The sequence below is a fragment of the Defluviimonas sp. SAOS-178_SWC genome, assembly GCF_039830135.1.
Lineage (GTDB): Bacteria > Pseudomonadota > Alphaproteobacteria > Rhodobacterales > Rhodobacteraceae > Albidovulum.
This window is the reverse complement of record NZ_CP156081.1, coordinates 160,167-175,310: the sequence shown is the minus strand read 5'-3', so window position 1 is coordinate 175,310 and position 15,144 is coordinate 160,167. Positions and strand designations below refer to the sequence as shown.

Annotated in this window: 19 protein-coding genes; 9 read left to right on the top strand and 10 right to left on the bottom strand. The window is 64.9% G+C overall.

Features of this window, described 5'->3' with window-relative positions; genetic code table 11:
• Positions 1–43: 43 nt before the first annotated feature.
• Genes V5734_RS01715 through atpD form a run of 9 tightly spaced genes read right to left on the bottom strand, consistent with a single transcriptional unit; the run spans position 44 to position 6,609 of the window.
• Positions 44–883, bottom strand: coding sequence for a F0F1 ATP synthase subunit gamma (locus V5734_RS01715; protein ID WP_347311808.1), 840 nt, complete (start codon positions 881–883; stop codon positions 44–46).
• Positions 883–2,415 carry a F0F1 ATP synthase subunit alpha gene (locus V5734_RS01710; protein ID WP_347311807.1) on the bottom strand — a complete coding sequence of 511 codons (1,533 nt, stop codon included), beginning with the start codon at positions 2,413–2,415 and terminating at the stop codon, positions 883–885. The genes V5734_RS01715 and V5734_RS01710 overlap by 1 nt, the downstream gene beginning before the upstream one ends.
• Positions 2,402–3,145, bottom strand: a complete 744-nt coding sequence (locus V5734_RS01705) for an ATPase (protein ID WP_347311806.1) — start codon at positions 3,143–3,145, stop codon at positions 2,402–2,404. The genes V5734_RS01710 and V5734_RS01705 overlap by 14 nt, the downstream gene beginning before the upstream one ends.
• A 15-nt stretch (positions 3,146–3,160) precedes the next feature.
• Positions 3,161–3,406: a F0F1 ATP synthase subunit C gene (locus V5734_RS01700; RefSeq protein ID WP_347311805.1), complete on the bottom strand. Its 246-nt coding sequence runs from the start codon at positions 3,404–3,406 to the stop codon at positions 3,161–3,163.
• A gap of 3 nt (positions 3,407–3,409) precedes the next feature.
• Positions 3,410–4,123 carry a F0F1 ATP synthase subunit A gene (locus V5734_RS01695; RefSeq protein ID WP_347311804.1) on the bottom strand — a complete coding sequence of 238 codons (714 nt, stop codon included), beginning with the start codon at positions 4,121–4,123 and terminating at the stop codon, positions 3,410–3,412.
• Positions 4,120–4,419 carry an N-ATPase subunit AtpR gene (locus V5734_RS01690; protein WP_347311803.1) on the bottom strand — a complete coding sequence of 100 codons (300 nt, stop codon included), beginning with the start codon at positions 4,417–4,419 and terminating at the stop codon, positions 4,120–4,122. The genes V5734_RS01695 and V5734_RS01690 overlap by 4 nt, the downstream gene beginning before the upstream one ends.
• Positions 4,416–4,697, bottom strand: coding sequence for an AtpZ/AtpI family protein (locus tag V5734_RS01685; RefSeq protein WP_347311802.1), 282 nt, complete (start codon positions 4,695–4,697; stop codon positions 4,416–4,418). The genes V5734_RS01690 and V5734_RS01685 overlap by 4 nt, the downstream gene beginning before the upstream one ends.
• The gene (locus V5734_RS01680; RefSeq protein ID WP_347311801.1) at positions 4,694–5,146 is read right to left on the bottom strand and encodes a F0F1 ATP synthase subunit epsilon; all 453 of its coding nucleotides are present in this window, start codon (positions 5,144–5,146) and stop codon (positions 4,694–4,696) included. Before V5734_RS01680 ends, V5734_RS01685 begins: the two co-directional genes overlap by 4 nt.
• A complete protein-coding gene (gene atpD / locus V5734_RS01675) occupies positions 5,143–6,609 on the bottom strand; it encodes a F0F1 ATP synthase subunit beta (protein WP_347311800.1) in 1,467 nt (488 codons plus the stop codon). The genes V5734_RS01680 and atpD overlap by 4 nt, the downstream gene beginning before the upstream one ends.
• Positions 6,610–6,889: 280 nt before the next feature.
• Between atpD and V5734_RS01670 the strand changes: the two genes are divergently transcribed.
• From V5734_RS01670 to V5734_RS01630, 9 genes are all read left to right on the top strand, one after another.
• The gene (locus tag V5734_RS01670; RefSeq protein WP_347311799.1) at positions 6,890–7,210 is read left to right on the top strand and encodes a YidH family protein; all 321 of its coding nucleotides are present in this window, start codon (positions 6,890–6,892) and stop codon (positions 7,208–7,210) included.
• Between the two features lie 587 nt (positions 7,211–7,797).
• Positions 7,798–8,412, top strand: coding sequence for a ribonuclease D (locus tag V5734_RS01665; RefSeq protein ID WP_347311798.1), 615 nt, complete (start codon positions 7,798–7,800; stop codon positions 8,410–8,412).
• A 4-nt stretch (positions 8,413–8,416) separates the two neighbouring features.
• Entirely contained in the window at positions 8,417–9,385 is a 969-nt protein-coding gene (locus V5734_RS01660) for a KpsF/GutQ family sugar-phosphate isomerase (RefSeq protein WP_347311797.1), read from the top strand.
• 4 nt (positions 9,386–9,389) lie between these two features.
• Positions 9,390–10,007 (top strand): hypothetical protein, encoded by a 618-nt coding sequence (locus V5734_RS01655; RefSeq protein ID WP_347311796.1) that lies wholly within the window; start codon positions 9,390–9,392, stop codon positions 10,005–10,007.
• Positions 10,004–10,504, top strand: coding sequence for a lipopolysaccharide transport periplasmic protein LptA (lptA, locus tag V5734_RS01650; protein WP_347311795.1), 501 nt, complete (start codon positions 10,004–10,006; stop codon positions 10,502–10,504). The genes V5734_RS01655 and lptA overlap by 4 nt, the downstream gene beginning before the upstream one ends.
• The gene (gene lptB / locus V5734_RS01645) at positions 10,504–11,265 is read left to right on the top strand and encodes an LPS export ABC transporter ATP-binding protein (protein ID WP_347311794.1); all 762 of its coding nucleotides are present in this window, start codon (positions 10,504–10,506) and stop codon (positions 11,263–11,265) included. The genes lptA and lptB overlap by 1 nt, the downstream gene beginning before the upstream one ends.
• A 10-nt stretch (positions 11,266–11,275) precedes the next feature.
• Entirely contained in the window at positions 11,276–12,568 is a 1,293-nt protein-coding gene (locus V5734_RS01640; RefSeq protein ID WP_347311793.1) for an RNA polymerase factor sigma-54, read from the top strand.
• A gap of 79 nt (positions 12,569–12,647) precedes the next feature.
• Positions 12,648–13,223 carry a ribosome hibernation-promoting factor, HPF/YfiA family gene (gene hpf / locus V5734_RS01635; RefSeq protein WP_347311792.1) on the top strand — a complete coding sequence of 192 codons (576 nt, stop codon included), beginning with the start codon at positions 12,648–12,650 and terminating at the stop codon, positions 13,221–13,223.
• 35 nt (positions 13,224–13,258) lie between these two features.
• On the top strand, positions 13,259–13,723 hold the full coding sequence (locus tag V5734_RS01630; protein ID WP_347311791.1) for a PTS sugar transporter subunit IIA: 465 nt from the start codon (positions 13,259–13,261) through the stop codon (positions 13,721–13,723).
• Between the two features lie 2 nt (positions 13,724–13,725).
• Here the strand turns inward: V5734_RS01630 and V5734_RS01625 are convergent, their stop codons facing one another.
• The gene (locus V5734_RS01625) at positions 13,726–15,141 is read right to left on the bottom strand and encodes a nodulation protein NodH (RefSeq protein ID WP_347311790.1); all 1,416 of its coding nucleotides are present in this window, start codon (positions 15,139–15,141) and stop codon (positions 13,726–13,728) included.
• Positions 15,142–15,144 lie beyond the last annotated feature (3 nt).

The following is a 15,144-nucleotide window of genomic DNA, read 5'->3' as shown; positions in this document are numbered from 1 at the left end:
CACGATCTTCAGCATCCGCCTGCGGTTGGCGTGGTGCTGCGCGTCAGTCGGCGTCGTCCGAGAGTTCGATGATTTCCGTCGTTGTCTGCTCCTGCCGGGCCTGCGCGAACTCTCGCCGCAGCTCCTCGCGGATCTGCCGCACGTTGCTCCGCGCCCGCGACATGGCCGTCATCCGGGCGTCGTTCTCGGCGGAAAAGCCCAGCATCAGGGCTTCGCAGATCTCGGTGAAGACGTATTCCTCGACCAGTCGCGTGACGAGGACCGCAGGCGCGATCGTGACCAGCGGCGGAAACGGGCGGGAAGCCGTTTCGAACCGCGTGAAGTCGAAGGGCATGAGCTGCCGGATCGTCAACGTCTGGCCGGACCCCTCCGGTTCGCCGTAGACGATGCTCACATGCGTGAACGCACCCTTGCCAAGCAGCGCGAAGGCGGCGTCGACGACGCGGCTCGCCAGGGCCGGCACTTCGGCGGCATGGGCGGCCATATGCGCGGACCAGACAGGCGACACACCCCGGCTTTCGAACTCGGAGAGGCAGCGCTGGCCGATCAGAAGATACGTCGTGGAGGGCGCGGTCCCTTCATCTGCCATCGCGCCGGAAACGATGCGCTCGCTGTAGGATCCGCTGAACCCCTGCGCGGCTCCGACAACGATCCTGAGGTGCTTGCCCGTCGCCGGTTCCGCGGGCGCGTGCAGCGGGGTGTCGAGCAGCGCAAGCGCATCGACCATGGCGCGTGCGACCGTGGCTTCCTGCTCGCGGATCGCGACCAGATGCTTTTTCGCCTCCTGCGCATGCGCCGCCGCCAAGGCCCGCATTGCGACCACGACGCCCTCGACCTGTTCGATATTGCCCATCCGGGCCTTGATGTCCTCCGGCCGACGCATCAGGACCCGTCCGGCGCGGTATCGGCGATCGCATGGTTGACGCAGCCGAGAAGCGCGGCCTTTTCAGCCTCTGACAACGCAACCGGACGCGCCCTGACCGACTCCAGTTTCGGCTCGCTGTCGATCACGGTGCGCAGCCGCGCCTTGATGGCCGGAATACGGTCCAGCGGCACGTCGTCCAGCACACCGGCATTCAGTGCCGCGAGAAGCGCGATCTGGTCGATCGGCCGCAGCGGTTCATACCGCGCCTGATGGAGGAGCGCGCTGATCCGGTCGCCGTGGTCGATCCGCCGCTTGAGCCCCGCATCCGCGAACCCGCCGAACCGTGAGAACATCCGCAGTTCCAGGTACTGCGCATAGTCCAGCCGTACCCGGCCCGCGACCTCCTTGAGGGCACCAAGCTGCGCCTTGCCGCCAACGCGGCTGACGCTGAGACCGACGTCGACCGCCGGCCGCTGGTTTCCGGCAAAGAGTTTTGTCGAAAGCACGATCTGACCGTCGGAAATCGAGATCAGGTTGGTGGGGATGTAGGCGGAAAGGTTGCCCTCCTCGATCTCGGCGATCGGCAGAGCGGTGAGCGACCCGCCGCCCTTTTCCTTCGACAGTTTCGCCGACCGTTCGAGAAGCCGTGCATGCAGGAAGAAGATGTCACCGGGATAGGCCTCGCGCCCCGGCGGCGCGCGCGCCAGAAGCGACAGTTCGCGGTGCGTCGCCGCATGCTTGGTCAGATCGTCATAGACGATCAGCGCGTGGCCGCCCTTGTCGCGGAAATACTCGGCGATGGTCGTGCCGGCGAACGGGGCGAGCCAGCGCAAACCGGGCTCCGCCGTGGCCGGGGCGACGACGAAGATGCAACGGTCGATATCGCCCTTCTCCCGCACCGCGTCGATTACCCGGCGCACCGCCGTCGCTCGCTGTCCGATGGCGACATAGACGCAGACGACATCGGAATCCTTCTGGTTAATGATCGTATCGACCGCGATGGCGGTCTTGCCGGTCGCGCGTTCCCCGATGATCAACTCGCGCTGGCCCCGCCCGATAGCAAAAAGCGCATCGACGACCAGAAGCCCCGTCTCGACCGGCTCACTCACGAAATCGCGGTCGATGATTTCCGGTGCGGGCTGTTCGACCAGGCGCCAGTCCTCGGCGACGATCGGCCCGCCCTCGTCCAGCGGCCGGCCAAGCGGGTCGACCACACGGCCGAGCAATCCTTCACCGACCGGAACGCTGGCCAGCTTTCCCGTGTGCCGGACCGCCGACCCGGCCACGATCCCGTCGTTGTGGTCCAGAAGGACGGCCTGAAGCAAGTCGGGTTCGAGGTTCAGCACGAAGCCACGCTTGCCGCCTTCGAATTCCAGGAGTTCGCCCAGCCGGGCCGCGCCGAGGCCCGATACATGCGCGAGGCCGTCAGCGATCTCGGTCACGCGGCCGAGCGCTTCGGCCTCGGTGCCAAGTTCCACTTTGCCGACGATCCCCGTAAGGCTGTCGATATCGGTGCTTCCAGCGGGCAGTTCGCGATCAGACCTCGCCATCGTTCTCCAGCGCCTCGGTGATCCGCCCCAGATCGTAGTTGAGAGAGTTGTGGATGACGCCATGCCGGCTGGTCAGTTCGAGCCCCGCGATCAGCGTGTCATCCACATCGACTTCAGGCTCCGGCGCCTCCGGAAGTGCCGCGCGGATTGCCTTGCCAGCCGCCGCGAGCTCCGCCTTCGTCAAAGGTCGCGGCGCGCGGAGCCGCAAAGCTCCCGTCTCGGCGCCCAGAGCCTCGCGCTGCTCGGCATCAAGCGATGCCAGCGCCGCCTGCAAGCGTTTCGGGTAGCCGGCAATCCGCCCATCTTCGGGCAGGTTCCCCAACAGCCGACGCGCGATCACGACGGCGAGGTCGGCCGCCTTTCTGACCCGCGCCTTGCGCTCCTCTTCGGCCGCCTGGGCGGCATCCGCCTTCGCCTTGCGTAGCGTCTCGACGGCCTCCTTTCGCGCATCTTCCAGAATGGCATTCTTCTGGCCCTCCGCCTCCTCTCGCGCCGCCTCGATGATCGTCAAACGTTCGGCGGCGTTCTTCTCCTTCTCGGCGCGCGCCGCCGCTTCCGCCTCGTCCGCCTTGCGCTTGGCCACCTCGGCCGCTTCCAGTGCCCGGCTGGTGTCCGCGCGGCGGTCGGCGATGATCTTCGCCACCGGCCGGAACATGAAATGGCTCAGAAGCCAGATCAGGATCACGACGTTCACGACCTGAAACGCGAATGTCCACCAGTCGAATTGCATTGGGCGCGCCGCCTTTCAGAGTGCGTAGGGATTGGCGAAAAGCAGGAGCAGCGCGACGACAAGACAGTAGATCGCCATCGTCTCGATCATCGCCAAACCGACGAAAAGCGTTCGGGAAATGGTGCCGGAGGCTTCAGGCTGCCGCGAGATCGCATCCATCGCCGCGGCGATTGCCCGACCCTCGGCGAGGGCGGGGCCGATCGCCCCGAACGAAACGGCGAGCGTGGCGCAGATGATGCTCGCGAGTTTTATGTAGTCCATAAGTCAGCTTCCTTTCTGAGCAGGGGCCGCGCCGGCGGATGACGCGGCTTTCGGTTTCGCGTCACCAACAGCAGAGGCGATGAAGACGGTGGACAGAACGGCGAAGATGTAGGCCTGGACCGCCCCGGTCAGCAGGTCGAGCGCCATGAGCGGGATCGGCACCAGGAGCCCGGCGAGCGACAGGACGATGCCGATCACGAAAACCCCGCTCATCACATTCCCGAAAAGACGCACCATCAGGGAGAAGGTGCGCGTGATCTGCTCCACGAGGTTGAGCGGGATCATGACCCAGGACGGTTCGGCGAATGTCTTGAGGTAGCCGAGCGCTCCGTTCGACCGGACGCCATAGTAGATCGTCGCGACGAAGACGACGAAGGCCAGCGCCGCGTCGGTTTCGAGGTGCGCCGTGGGCGGTTCGACACCAGGGACGAGCGAGGCCCAGTTCGCCGCGAGGATGAAGAGGAAGAGTGTGCCGATCAGCTTGCGATAGGGGGCAGGGTCGCGCTGCAACGTCGCCTCGATCTGCGCGTCGAGCGTCGTCACGATGAGTTCGAGGACCGTTTGCGCCGGCCCGGCGTCGAGCTTGAGCCGGCGGGTGAGAATGAAGCCGGCCAGAGCCAGAACCAGCATGATTCCCCAGGTGACGACAACCAGCGTCGCGACCGGAACCTGCCCGACGCTGAAGGCGATCTGGGACGAGAGCGGGGAATCCGTCATCCGGCCCCCCTGGTCCGCGAAAGCACCCGCGCCCGCGCCAAGAGGACACCGGCCGCGCCGGCGATCAGCGTCGGCGCACCGATCAGCGCCAGGACTGCAAGCATGGCGCCGAGAAGGACCATCCGCCCGACCTGCAAGGCAATGGCGCGGAGATCGCCGGCGACGATGCGGCGCGCGATCCCTTCGAGCGCCCGGAAATGGACCGCCCCGGCGATGTAGCCGATCCCGAATGCAACAAGGGGAAGAACCAGCCAGGCACCGGGAAACGTGGCTATGGTTTGGAAAATATCCGTCATTGGTCATGCATCCATCTGAACGCCAGCCAGAGCCCGAGGGCGGCACCCGCCATCGTCAGCGCTGCCGTCAGGGTGATGCCGGTGCCGAGCATCCGGTCCAGCCAGCCCCCGGCGATCACGCCGATCAAGGTTGGAACCACGATCATCCATCCCAGCACGCCGATCTGTCCGAACCGGCGGCCCAGCGAGGGCTCGGGATCGTTCGCAGCCTGCGTCGCGCGGCGGGCCGCCTCTCGCGCGGCGGCGTCGAGCGTCGGATCTTCCCGGTCGTCCGTCATTGCATCAAACCGTCGATTGCCGCATCCATGTCCATCCCTCCGCCGTCCGAGATGTGGAGCATGATCTGCCGGATCGCCCGGACATGCATGCGGGCCTGTTCGACCCGCGCCGCGCGGGCCGCTTCGTCTTCCGCTTCGAGGTGTTCCTGAACCCCGCGTTCCAGGGTCGACAGGTCCGATCCAAGCACTCCCTGTCGGCAGGCCACACGAATTTCTTTCCCGCCCTCGACCTTGAGGACCCCGCCGCGCAGGGCACAAAAGGACCAGTCGCCGGTCTTCCGCCGCCAGCGCAGTACGCAAGCCGGCAGCACCGCCAGCATCGGGACATGCCTCGGCAGGATTCCAAACCCGCCGCTTTCATCCTCGGCGCGGACAGAATACACGTCGTCGGCGCGAAAGATCACGTCGAGCGGCGTGGAGATGACGAGGGTCAGCGTTGAACCCGTCATGCGCCCACCTTCTCAGCCTTCTGGGGGGCATGGTGCATCGCCGCCTGTTTCTGCCGCGCCTCGTCCAGGGTGCCGACCATATAGAGGGCGCTTTCCTCCCAGTCGTCGCACTCCCCTTCAAGGATCGCTCGGCATCCGGCGATGGTGTCCTTTATCGGCACCGACCGCCCCTCCATCCCCGAGAACGCCGACGCGACGAAGAAGGGCTGGGTCAGGAACCGCTGCAAACGACGCGCACGGCCGACCGACAGGCGCTCCCCGGTGCCGAGTTCCTCCACGCCGAGAAGGGCGATGACGTCCTTGAGCTCGATATAGTGCTCGATCGCTTCGCGGACCCTTCCGGCAATATCGGCATGCTCCTGTCCCACCACGAGCGGATCAAGCAGAACCGACGTTGTCGAGATCGGGTCGATGGCGGGATATATCCCTTCGGCGGCAAGCTGGCGCGACAGGACAACCATGCTGTCGACATGGCTGCTGATCGCCCCAACCGCCGGGTCCGTGAAATCGTCGGCCGGGACATAGACTGCTTCGATCGCGGTGACGGAGGCCTTGCCGACGGAGGCGATACGCTCCTGAAGATCGGCGACCTCGGTTTCAAGCGTCGGCTGATACCCGACCCGCGACGGTTTCCGGCCAAGCAGGCCCGAAACCTCGGCCCCCGCCTGAACGAACCGGTAGACGTTGTCCATCAGCAGAAGGACGTTCCGCGCCTCTTCGTCGCGGAAGTATTCGGCGATGGTCATGGCCGTGAGCGGGACGCGCCATCGAGCGCCCGGCGGTTCGTTCATCTGGCCATAGACCAGCACGGTCTGGTCGAGGACGCCCGACGCCTTCATCTCGTTCAGCATCTCGTGGCCTTCGCGGCAACGTTCCCCGACGCCGGCGAAGACCGAGATGCCGTTGTATCCGGCAACCATCGCGTGGATCAGTTCCATCACCAGAACGGTCTTGCCGACGCCCGCGCCGCCGAACATCGCGGCCTTGCCGCCCTGGGCGAGCGGGGCCAGCAGGTCGATGACCTTGATCCCGGTCGCGAAAATCTCGGTCGCTGCGCTTTGCCGCGACATCGGCGGGGCGTCGCGATGGATCGGGCGAAGCGGCGTACCGGCGGGAAAAGCCGCGCCGTTGTCGGCAGGCTGGCCCATCATGTTGACGAGCCGCCCGAGAATACCGTCGCCAACCGGCGCCATGATCGGCTTTCCCGTCCGCTCTGCCGCTGCACCGCGCCAGATGCCCTGCGTTGGCCGCATCGCGATGACCCGGACCGTCCGGTCATCGAGATGCGCCTGAACCTCTGTGACGATCTGCCCGTCGTCCGCATGGATCAGAACCGCTTCGCGCAGGTCCGGCTTTTGACCCTCGAAGGCGATGTCCAGAACCGGGCCGCGGACGGCCGTTACACGTCCCTGGGACGTCGCGTCGCCCCGCGGGCCGATCCTTGTCGCGGCGGGCGGCGTCATTTTGACGCTACCCCGCGAGGCAGATAACGCCCGAGGTTGCACCTGTGTCGGGACTCCATCCTGAGATCTTTCGATTGCCGGGGATTCGAACACCCTTCGTTCTTGCGCCAATGCACGCGATCAGGCGTTGACACGGATCAAGCCGGAATCGCGGGCTGCCCGTCGCGCATTGACCACTGTGGGAGAAATGCGCCCTGATGGGAAGGCGCAGGGCGCGGTGGCCGCCGCGGAGCAATGGATCGCGCCCCGGACGATGCAGGCATCGGGACGGAGAAGGACAATGATCAGGAACTATACCGACCATTCGGCGAATGAACGCACATTCCTCGCCTGGGTCCGGACAGCCGTGGCCATCGTGGGCTTCGGATTGGCGGCAGAGCGCCTTCGCGGCGGGCCGCCGAATTTCTGGTCGGAAATGACACTGCTGATATCCGGCGCCCTCGTCGTTCTTATCGCCTATGTTCGGATGCGGTCCCTGCGGCGGCGGATTACGCTCGCCGAGGAATTCGATGATGAAGCGCTTCCCGCCGACACGCTTCTGTTGCTTTTGGTGATCGCGCTCTTTGGCATGCTGGCGATGTTTGCGGTGAATGTATCCTAGACTTTTCAATTCGTTACAAAGTGGGGTGTGTTTCGCGCAGATCCTGAAATTCGGCATCCCGTGCGGTCGGGGAAGCCGAATCGGGAAGAGCGAAACGCGGGTTGGCCTGCCGCGCGGCAGGCATTTCCCCGCCTTCAGGCGAAAAGGACTAGTCTAAAAAGACAGGTATCGGAATCGCCCCGAGTCGTGGTGATATGCACGTGTAAGTAGTGACGATTGTTGGTAATTCCCCGAAAAGTAATTCCGAAGACGCATCTTTGTTTCCAGAATTGCCGCTAATCGCGGGATGTGCCGAGATCCGTGGCGATGCTGGGAAACCAGACAACCATTTTTGCTCCGGTGTGACCGGACCCAAGGATCTTACGTGGCGTGGTGACGACGGTTGTCCGGTGTACCGGGCAACCGTTGTCGCGTTTTTGGGCAGTCTCGGACACGATCTGGATTCGGCGTTCCGCCATCGGAATGCCGCCGGTGCGCGGACCCGTTCCGCCCACGGGCATTGAGCGCCGCCGCCTTATGGCTTAACTAACCAGGATCGGCGTGCGGGCAGTCCCGGATCGAACGCGCCTGCATGGCAAGAGGCCGCGATGACGAACTACCTTCACAAGCACGACCTGCCCGATGGGCTCGATCTCGGCCCGATCGTCGCGATCGACACCGAAACCATGGGCCTTGATCCCCGCCGCGACCGGCTTTGCGTCGTGCAACTGTCCGCCGGGGACGGCGACGCGCATCTGGTGCAGATCGCGAAAGGGCAGAAGGTGGCGCCGAACCTGACGCGGATGCTGGGCGACCCGGCGGTGCTGAAGCTGTTTCACTTCGGCCGTTTCGACATCGCCGCGCTGAAGACCGCGTTCGGCATCACGACCGCGCCTGTTTACTGCACCAAGATCGCGTCGAAGATGATCCGCACCTTCACCGACCGCCACGGGCTGAAATACCTGCTGCAAGAACTGGTCGGCGTCGATGTCTCCAAGCAGCAGCAGACCTCGGACTGGGGCGCCGCGACGCTGACCGAGGCGCAACTCGACTATGCCGCATCCGACGTTCTCTACCTGCACCGGCTGAAAGAAGAACTCGACGCGCGGCTCGCGCGTGAAGGCCGCGCCGCGCTCGCCCAGGCGTGTTTCGACTTCCTGCCGGTCCGCGCCGAACTCGATCTTCTCGGCTGGGACGACAGCGCCGACATCTTCACGCATTGACCACATGACCGATCCCGCGACTTTCCTCGCCACCGCCCGCCGCGTCATCGAGATCGAGGCGCGCGGCCTCGACGCGCTGTCCGCGGCACTTGGTGACAGCTTTTCGGCCGCCGTCGACCTGATCCTGAAGGCGAGGGGGCGGGTGATCGTCTCGGGGATGGGCAAGTCCGGTCATATCGGCCGCAAGATCGCCGCCACCCTCGCCTCCACCGGCACGCCCGCGCAATACGTTCATCCTGCCGAAGCCAGCCACGGGGATCTCGGCATGGTGACCGAGGCCGACGTCGCGCTGGTCCTGTCGAACTCGGGCGAAACGCCGGAACTGTCCGACATCATCGCCCATACCCGCCGCTTTTCGATCCCCCTCATCGGGGTGGCGAGCCGGGCGGATTCGACCCTGCTCCGCCAATCCGACGTGGCGATCGTCCTGCCCGCCACAGAGGAAGCCTGCGGCACGGGCATCGTTCCGACGACCTCCACCACGATGACCCTGGCGCTCGGCGACGCGCTTGCCGTTGCGCTGATGGAGCATCGCCGCTTCACACCCGAACATTTCCGGACGTTCCATCCGGGCGGAAAACTTGGCGCGAAGCTCCTGAAGGTGGGCGACCTCATGCATAGTGGAGAGGCCGTACCGCTCGTCCCCACCAATACGCCGATGAGCGAGGCGCTGCTGATCATGAGCCAGAAGGGGTTTGGCGTGGTCGGGGTGACGGGCGCGGAGGGCAAGCTTGTCGGGATCGTCACCGACGGCGACCTCCGGCGGCATATGGCCGGACTTCTTGACCGCACGGCGGCCGAAGTCATGACGGAAGGTCCCCGAACGATCGGACCCGATCAGGTCGCCGAGAAGGCCGTCGCGCTGATGAAAGAGCGCAAGATCACCTGCCTTTTCGTGGTCGAACCTGATGGAGACGGCCACGCGGCGGGCATTCTCAACATTCACGACTGCCTGCGCGCCGGCGTGGTCTGAGGCGATGGTCGTTCGCGACAATGTCCATTCGCGCGTGGTCTTCTGGCTGAAGATCATCATGCCGCTTCTGGCGCTCGCGATCCTCTCCACTCTCTTCCTGTTTTCGCGCCGGATCGACACCGATCAGGCGCTGCCCTATGCCGAGGTGGATGTCGAGGAGCTTGCCCGCGACCAACGACTGACGGCGCCGGAGTATTCAGGTGTCACGGTCGACGGGGCGGCCCTGATGATCCAGGCCCATACCGCCCGGCCGGGAACGGACACCGGTGCCGCGACAGCCGATAACCTTGTCGCGGTATACGAGGCGCCGGGTGGCCTTCGTATCGATCTCAGCGCCGCCGAAGGGCGTATAGACGAGGGCGCGGGGCGCATGTCGCTGACCGGCGATGTCAGGATCGTGACCTCGTCCGGTTACCGGATGGCCACGCCCGGTCTTGACAGCGCGCTGGACCGGACAGAGCTTCATTCCAACGGCGCTGTCCGTGCCGAGGCGCCCTATGGCACGATCGACGCGGGGAACATGGAAATCCGCCACGAGGATGCCGAAATCCCGGGTTACGTCCTGCTGTTCAACGAAGGTGTGAAGCTGATATACCAGCCGGCGGAGAAGGATCCCGAATGACGATGACCTTTCGTGCCCTCACCGCCGCACTGGTGCTGGCGACCCTGTCGCCGGTCGCCGCCCTCTCTCAGGGTGCCCAGCTTGCCTTTGGCGGCATCCGGGCGGACCCGTCGCTCCCGGTCGAGGTGACGGCCGATCAACTGGCGGTCAACCAGACGGACGGCACCGCGACCTTCACCGGCAACGTGCTCGTCGCGCAAGGCGACATGCGTTTGTCGGCGGCGGAGGTTCTGGTCGAGTACGGGAACGACGACCGGACCCGGATCGAACGGCTCCACGCCACTGGCGGCGTGACGCTGGTCAGCGGCACCGACGCGGCCGAGGCCGCCGAGGCGGTCTATACGATCAACAGCGGCGATGTCGTGATGACGGGGAACGTCCTGCTGACCCAGGGTGCCAACACCGTCGCCGGCCAGAGGCTGACCGTCGATCTGAAATCGGGGACGGGCCGCATGGAAGGCCGGGTGAAGACGGTCCTGCAACCGGGGGACAATTGATGACCCCGCCGCCCGACCTGAAACTGGCCGAAGGAAGCGCCGGTCTCCGCGTCCTCCACCTGCGAAAAAGCTATCGCCGCCGTCCGGTGATCCGTGACGTGTCACTGGACCTGGCGCGGGGCGAGGTCGTGGCGCTTCTCGGCCCCAACGGGTCGGGCAAGACGACCTGCTTTTACAATATCGCGGGGCTCATCGCGCCGGATGCGGGCCAGGTCCTGATCGACGGCCGCGACGTCACCGGCCTGCCGATGTACCGGCGCGCACGGCTCGGCATCGGCTACCTGCCGCAGGAAGTCTCGATCTTCCGCGGCCTGTCGGTCGAGGACAACATCCTCGCCGTGCTGGAGATCACCGAGCCGGACGTGCACAAGCGCCGCGAACGACTTGAGGAGCTTCTGTCGGAGTTCTCGATCACGCATCTCCGCCGCGCGCCCGCGCTCGCCCTGTCGGGTGGCGAACGTCGGCGGGTAGAGATCGCGCGCTGCCTCGCGGCGGACCCGAAATATCTTCTTCTCGACGAGCCGTTCGCCGGCGTCGATCCGATTTCGGTCGGCGATATCCGGCATCTGGTGCAAGACCTGAAAAGCCGCGGGATCGGCGTCCTGATCACAGACCACAATGTCCGCGAGACGCTGGAGATCGTCGACCGGGCCTACATCCTCCACGACGGCGTCGTTCTGATGAGCGGCACCGCTGACGAGGTCGTGCGCGACGAGAATGTCCGCCGGGTCTATCTGGGCCAGAACTTCCGCATCCTCTGACGGGGACGACATGGCGATGAAATCCGGCATGAACCTCGTCCAGCGACAGGGCATCGCGCTGTCGCCGATGATGCGTCAGTCCCTGTCCATACTCCGGATGCCGACGCATGCGCTTGCCGACGAGATCGCGCGCGAGGCCGAGGAGAACCCGTTCCTCGTGGTAGAGCCTCAAGGCGGCACAACGGCCGCATATGATCACGCGTTGGCCACGACGGCGGCGCCCGAAAACCTACTCGACAATCTGCACCGACAGATCGCCATGCAGCGGCTCGATCCCGCAACCGAGGCGGCCGCGCTCTACCTGATCGGCGAATTGCGGGAGGATGGCTACCTCGACATGGCGCTCGGCGACCTCGCAGGCGAAACCGGCGCGCCGCTTGACGTGCTCGAGGCCGGGCTTGACGCGCTCCAGCGCTGTGAGCCGACGGGGATCGGTGCCCGCAACCTCTCCGAATGTCTTGAGCTTCAGCTTGCCGAGGCCGGCATCGACCGCAGCCTTGCCCACGCCGCGACCCAACACCTCGGCGATTTCGCCGAAGCGAACTGGGCGAAGCTTGGCCGGACCCTTGGCCAGGCGCCGGAAGTTCTCGAGCGGATTGCAGCGCTGTTGCGCGGCTTCGGTTCAACACCCATTACCGACGCATCAAGTCCCATTGATGTCGTTATTCCTGAACTTGTCGTGGAAGCGGGTCCGCAGGGAAAGGTGACGGTCACGCTTCTTACCGGCGCGCTGCCGCGCCTATCGACCATGGATGTCAGTCGCCGAAGCCTCGAAACTGAGGAGCAGCGGTCGCTTTTCGACCGGGCGGGCCGCATGTCCGAGGGCCTTACCGCACGGCGCGATACGGTTCTGCGAATCGGAACCTATATCGCCGCGACACAGTCCGCGTTCTTTCTCGGGCAGCACGAGACACTCACTCCGGTTACCCGAGCGGACGCGGCGTCAGCGCTTGCGATGCACGCCTCGACGCTGGGCCGCGCACTGGCCGGAAAGGCGCTTTTGGCGGATAACAAGGTCTACCCGCTGTCACTTTTCTTTTCGCGTGCAATTCCGGGCGCCGACGGTGCGATTTCGCCCTTCGACATACAACGCCGTATCCGGGCGCTGATTGGCGGGGAATCGGCCGACGCGCCGCTCGCCGATGAAAAAATATGCGAAGTGCTTCGGAAGGAAGGCGTTGACATCGCCCGTAGAACTGTCGCCAAATATCGCAAATGCATGCGCATACCCTCATCGTTCGGGCGAAGGCGTCGGAAGGTTTCCGAAACGGACCGGCCGCAGACTGTCCTGAGGGGGAAATGATCATCCCGCATACCCAAGCCCCTCTTGCGAAACGTTTTTGCACGAATAAATCACAGAGTAATCAACCGAAGGAGGTGTCATGCGATACAGGATCAGTGGCAAGCAGATCGATGTTGGCGACGCCTTACAGACGCATGTGAAATCGGAACTCGGCGAAACGGTCGAGAAGTATTCCCAGCGGCCCACCGACGCCACCGTAATCTTTTCCCGTGATGCTTACGAGTTCATCTGCGAGGCGACCGTGCACCTGTCGACCGGCCTGACGGCGACGGCGAAGGGCAACGCGACCGAGGTCTATGCGGCGTTCGAGGCCTGCCGAGAGAAGATGGACAAGCAGTTGCGCCGCTACAAGCGCCGCCTGAAGGACCATCACCGCGACCGAACCGAACCAGTTGAATTCGCCGGGGCACCCATGTATGTGCTCGCCGCGAATGGAGGATCGGCGGATTCGGAGCCCGACACGCTGCAACCGATGATCATCGCCGAGATGGAGACGCAGATACCGTCTTTGTCGGTCGGCGAGGCGGTGATGCAGATGGAGCTTGCAGGGGCCCCGCTTCTGGTCTTTCGCAACGAGAAGAGCGGCGGGGTCAATGTGGTTCACCGTCGCGATGATGGTAACGTCGGCTGGATCGATACGTCGGCCAGCAAATAAAGCGCCGGTCCGGCCGGCGCGGAAAAGTAAGGCAAATGGAACTTACAAGCCTTCTGAAGCCGGCGGCGGTCCGGGTGCTCGGACATGTGACCAGCAAGAAGCGCCTCTTTCAGGACCTCGGCGAGATAGCGCAATCAATCTACGGTCTCGACGCTGCCGAGACCGTGGACGCGCTGCAGGAACGTGAAAGCCTTGGGCCGACAGGTGTGGGCCACGGCGTCGCCCTTCCACATGCGCGGTTAGACGGGTTGGATCGCGTCGTCGGCGTGTTCCTCAGGCTCGAAAAGCCGCTGGACTTCGACGCGGTCGATCGTCAGCCGGTCGATCTGGTCTTCGCGCTCTTTGCGCCGAAGGATTCCGGCGTCGACCATCTGAAAGCGCTGGCGCTCGTTTCACGCACGATGCGGGACGCGGCGACTTGCGCCAAGCTCCGGGCCAACAGCGATCCGGCGGCGCTGCACGCGGTCCTGACCGAAGCGCGGTCTACCCAGGCGGCCTGAGCCTACTTCGGCGCTTTCCAGGCGCCGAACCCGAAGGACATATGATCGCGGCGGTAGACGTCGCGGACGAGGTTTTCCAACTCGCGGTCATGGATGGCGCTGACCGGCACACGTGCGCCACCGTTCGAAATGACCGTCAGCGCCGGCGCCTTGATCTGCGCCGACTTGGCCAGGTAGGACAGATCGGCGTGCAACGTGTCTTCCCGGCACAGAAGGTCGGGCGGCGCGAAATTCGCGAACCCGTTCAGCACCGACCATTGCGTGCCCCAAAGCGCGTCCTGACGCAGCCCGGTCTGGCCGGCGAGGTTGGCCTTCACGAAGCCGAGGAAGCCGATCAGCGCCTCACGCCACTCGTTCGGACCCATCGCGGCGATTTCGTCGTTTGGCGGGATGGGCACGCCATAGTGGCCGCGCAGGGTGGCGCGGAGATCGCCATAGCCGTCGCGGGTCATGACCACGTCGAACGCGTCGTTGGCGCGGGTCAGCGGATGACGAAGGACCGTAAAGCTCCGATGGCCGGGTGCCCGGCGCTTCCAGGCCCTGAGCGTTTTCTGGGTGAAATCCTCCTCAAGCCCGCCCTCCCCGAGCCCGGTCAGCCAGTCCCGGATATGGCGGTCGTCATAGGGAGGCAACGGCAGATAGAGGATCGGCGCCCCGCGGGCCGCAACGATGCGCGGCACGCCCGGCGCCCGGCGCGGCTCGAAATTCGGGGTGCGCGCAAGGTTCGACCAGTCGATCTTTGCCAGCGCCTCTTCCATCTCGGTAAAATTGCGGACCTTGTCGGCCATTTCCTCGGGGTTCTGCCGCACCAGATCGTCGGAGATGCTGTCGATCCGATCTTCGAAGCCGAGGAATTGCAACAGCCCGTTGATGACCTCGACCCGAAGCGAATCCTCGTAGTCGAGATAGAAGGCCGTCTGACCCGTCACCTGCAACGCGTTGAGAAGGCGGAGCTGGAAGGCCTGACGCTCTTCCAGAAATGCGGCGAACTCCGCCGGCTTGAAGGGCGGCTTCCAGACGATCCGGTCCTTCACGTTGCCAAGCTGCCAGCGCTTGGTGTTGTAGGCGATCTTGAGGCTGATGTAGCAATCGACGGGATTGCGGGTCAGCACGATCTTGGCACAACGCGGATCGTTCAGGATCGCGTCCAGCACCCGCGGTTCGTGATCGAAGAAGAACCGAAAGCCATTGAAGCCCGGCGCCGAGCGGATACGGGAGAGCAACCCGGCCGGATCGGCGATCCGCTCCGCCATCGAGACGCCGAGCACCTCGGACACGTTCGGCCCGCCCATATGGTCGGGGTTGAAGACCTCGCCGTGACAGGTCAGCCCCTCGACCTGACCCAGCGTCGCCTCAAGGAGGTTCGAGCCGGTGCGCATTTCGGCAAAGATGACGAAGTAGTCGAAGGGACGGGTCACGCC

Bases quoted from the DNA above. Each gene is read 5' to 3' on its own strand.
- V5734_RS01715 (WP_347311808.1), bottom strand. From the start codon at position 883: ATGCGTCGGCCGGAGGACATCAAGGCCCGGATGGGCAATATCGAACAG.
- V5734_RS01710 (WP_347311807.1), bottom strand. From the start codon at position 2,415: ATGGCGAGGTCTGATCGCGAACTGCCCGCTGGAAGCACCGATATCGAC.
- V5734_RS01705 (WP_347311806.1), bottom strand. From the start codon at position 3,145: ATGCAATTCGACTGGTGGACATTCGCGTTTCAGGTCGTGAACGTCGTG.
- V5734_RS01700 (WP_347311805.1), bottom strand. From the start codon at position 3,406: ATGGACTACATAAAACTCGCGAGCATCATCTGCGCCACGCTCGCCGTT.
- V5734_RS01695 (WP_347311804.1), bottom strand. From the start codon at position 4,123: ATGACGGATTCCCCGCTCTCGTCCCAGATCGCCTTCAGCGTCGGGCAG.
- V5734_RS01690 (WP_347311803.1), bottom strand. From the start codon at position 4,419: ATGACGGATATTTTCCAAACCATAGCCACGTTTCCCGGTGCCTGGCTG.
- V5734_RS01685 (WP_347311802.1), bottom strand. From the start codon at position 4,697: ATGACGGACGACCGGGAAGATCCGACGCTCGACGCCGCCGCGCGAGAG.
- V5734_RS01680 (WP_347311801.1), bottom strand. From the start codon at position 5,146: ATGACGGGTTCAACGCTGACCCTCGTCATCTCCACGCCGCTCGACGTG.
- atpD (WP_347311800.1), bottom strand. From the start codon at position 6,609: ATGACGCCGCCCGCCGCGACAAGGATCGGCCCGCGGGGCGACGCGACG.
- V5734_RS01670 (WP_347311799.1), top strand. From the start codon at position 6,890: ATGATCAGGAACTATACCGACCATTCGGCGAATGAACGCACATTCCTC.
- V5734_RS01665 (WP_347311798.1), top strand. From the start codon at position 7,798: ATGACGAACTACCTTCACAAGCACGACCTGCCCGATGGGCTCGATCTC.
- V5734_RS01660 (WP_347311797.1), top strand. From the start codon at position 8,417: ATGACCGATCCCGCGACTTTCCTCGCCACCGCCCGCCGCGTCATCGAG.
- V5734_RS01655 (WP_347311796.1), top strand. From the start codon at position 9,390: ATGGTCGTTCGCGACAATGTCCATTCGCGCGTGGTCTTCTGGCTGAAG.
- lptA (WP_347311795.1), top strand. From the start codon at position 10,004: ATGACGATGACCTTTCGTGCCCTCACCGCCGCACTGGTGCTGGCGACC.
- lptB (WP_347311794.1), top strand. From the start codon at position 10,504: ATGACCCCGCCGCCCGACCTGAAACTGGCCGAAGGAAGCGCCGGTCTC.
- V5734_RS01640 (WP_347311793.1), top strand. From the start codon at position 11,276: ATGGCGATGAAATCCGGCATGAACCTCGTCCAGCGACAGGGCATCGCG.
- hpf (WP_347311792.1), top strand. From the start codon at position 12,648: ATGCGATACAGGATCAGTGGCAAGCAGATCGATGTTGGCGACGCCTTA.
- V5734_RS01630 (WP_347311791.1), top strand. From the start codon at position 13,259: ATGGAACTTACAAGCCTTCTGAAGCCGGCGGCGGTCCGGGTGCTCGGA.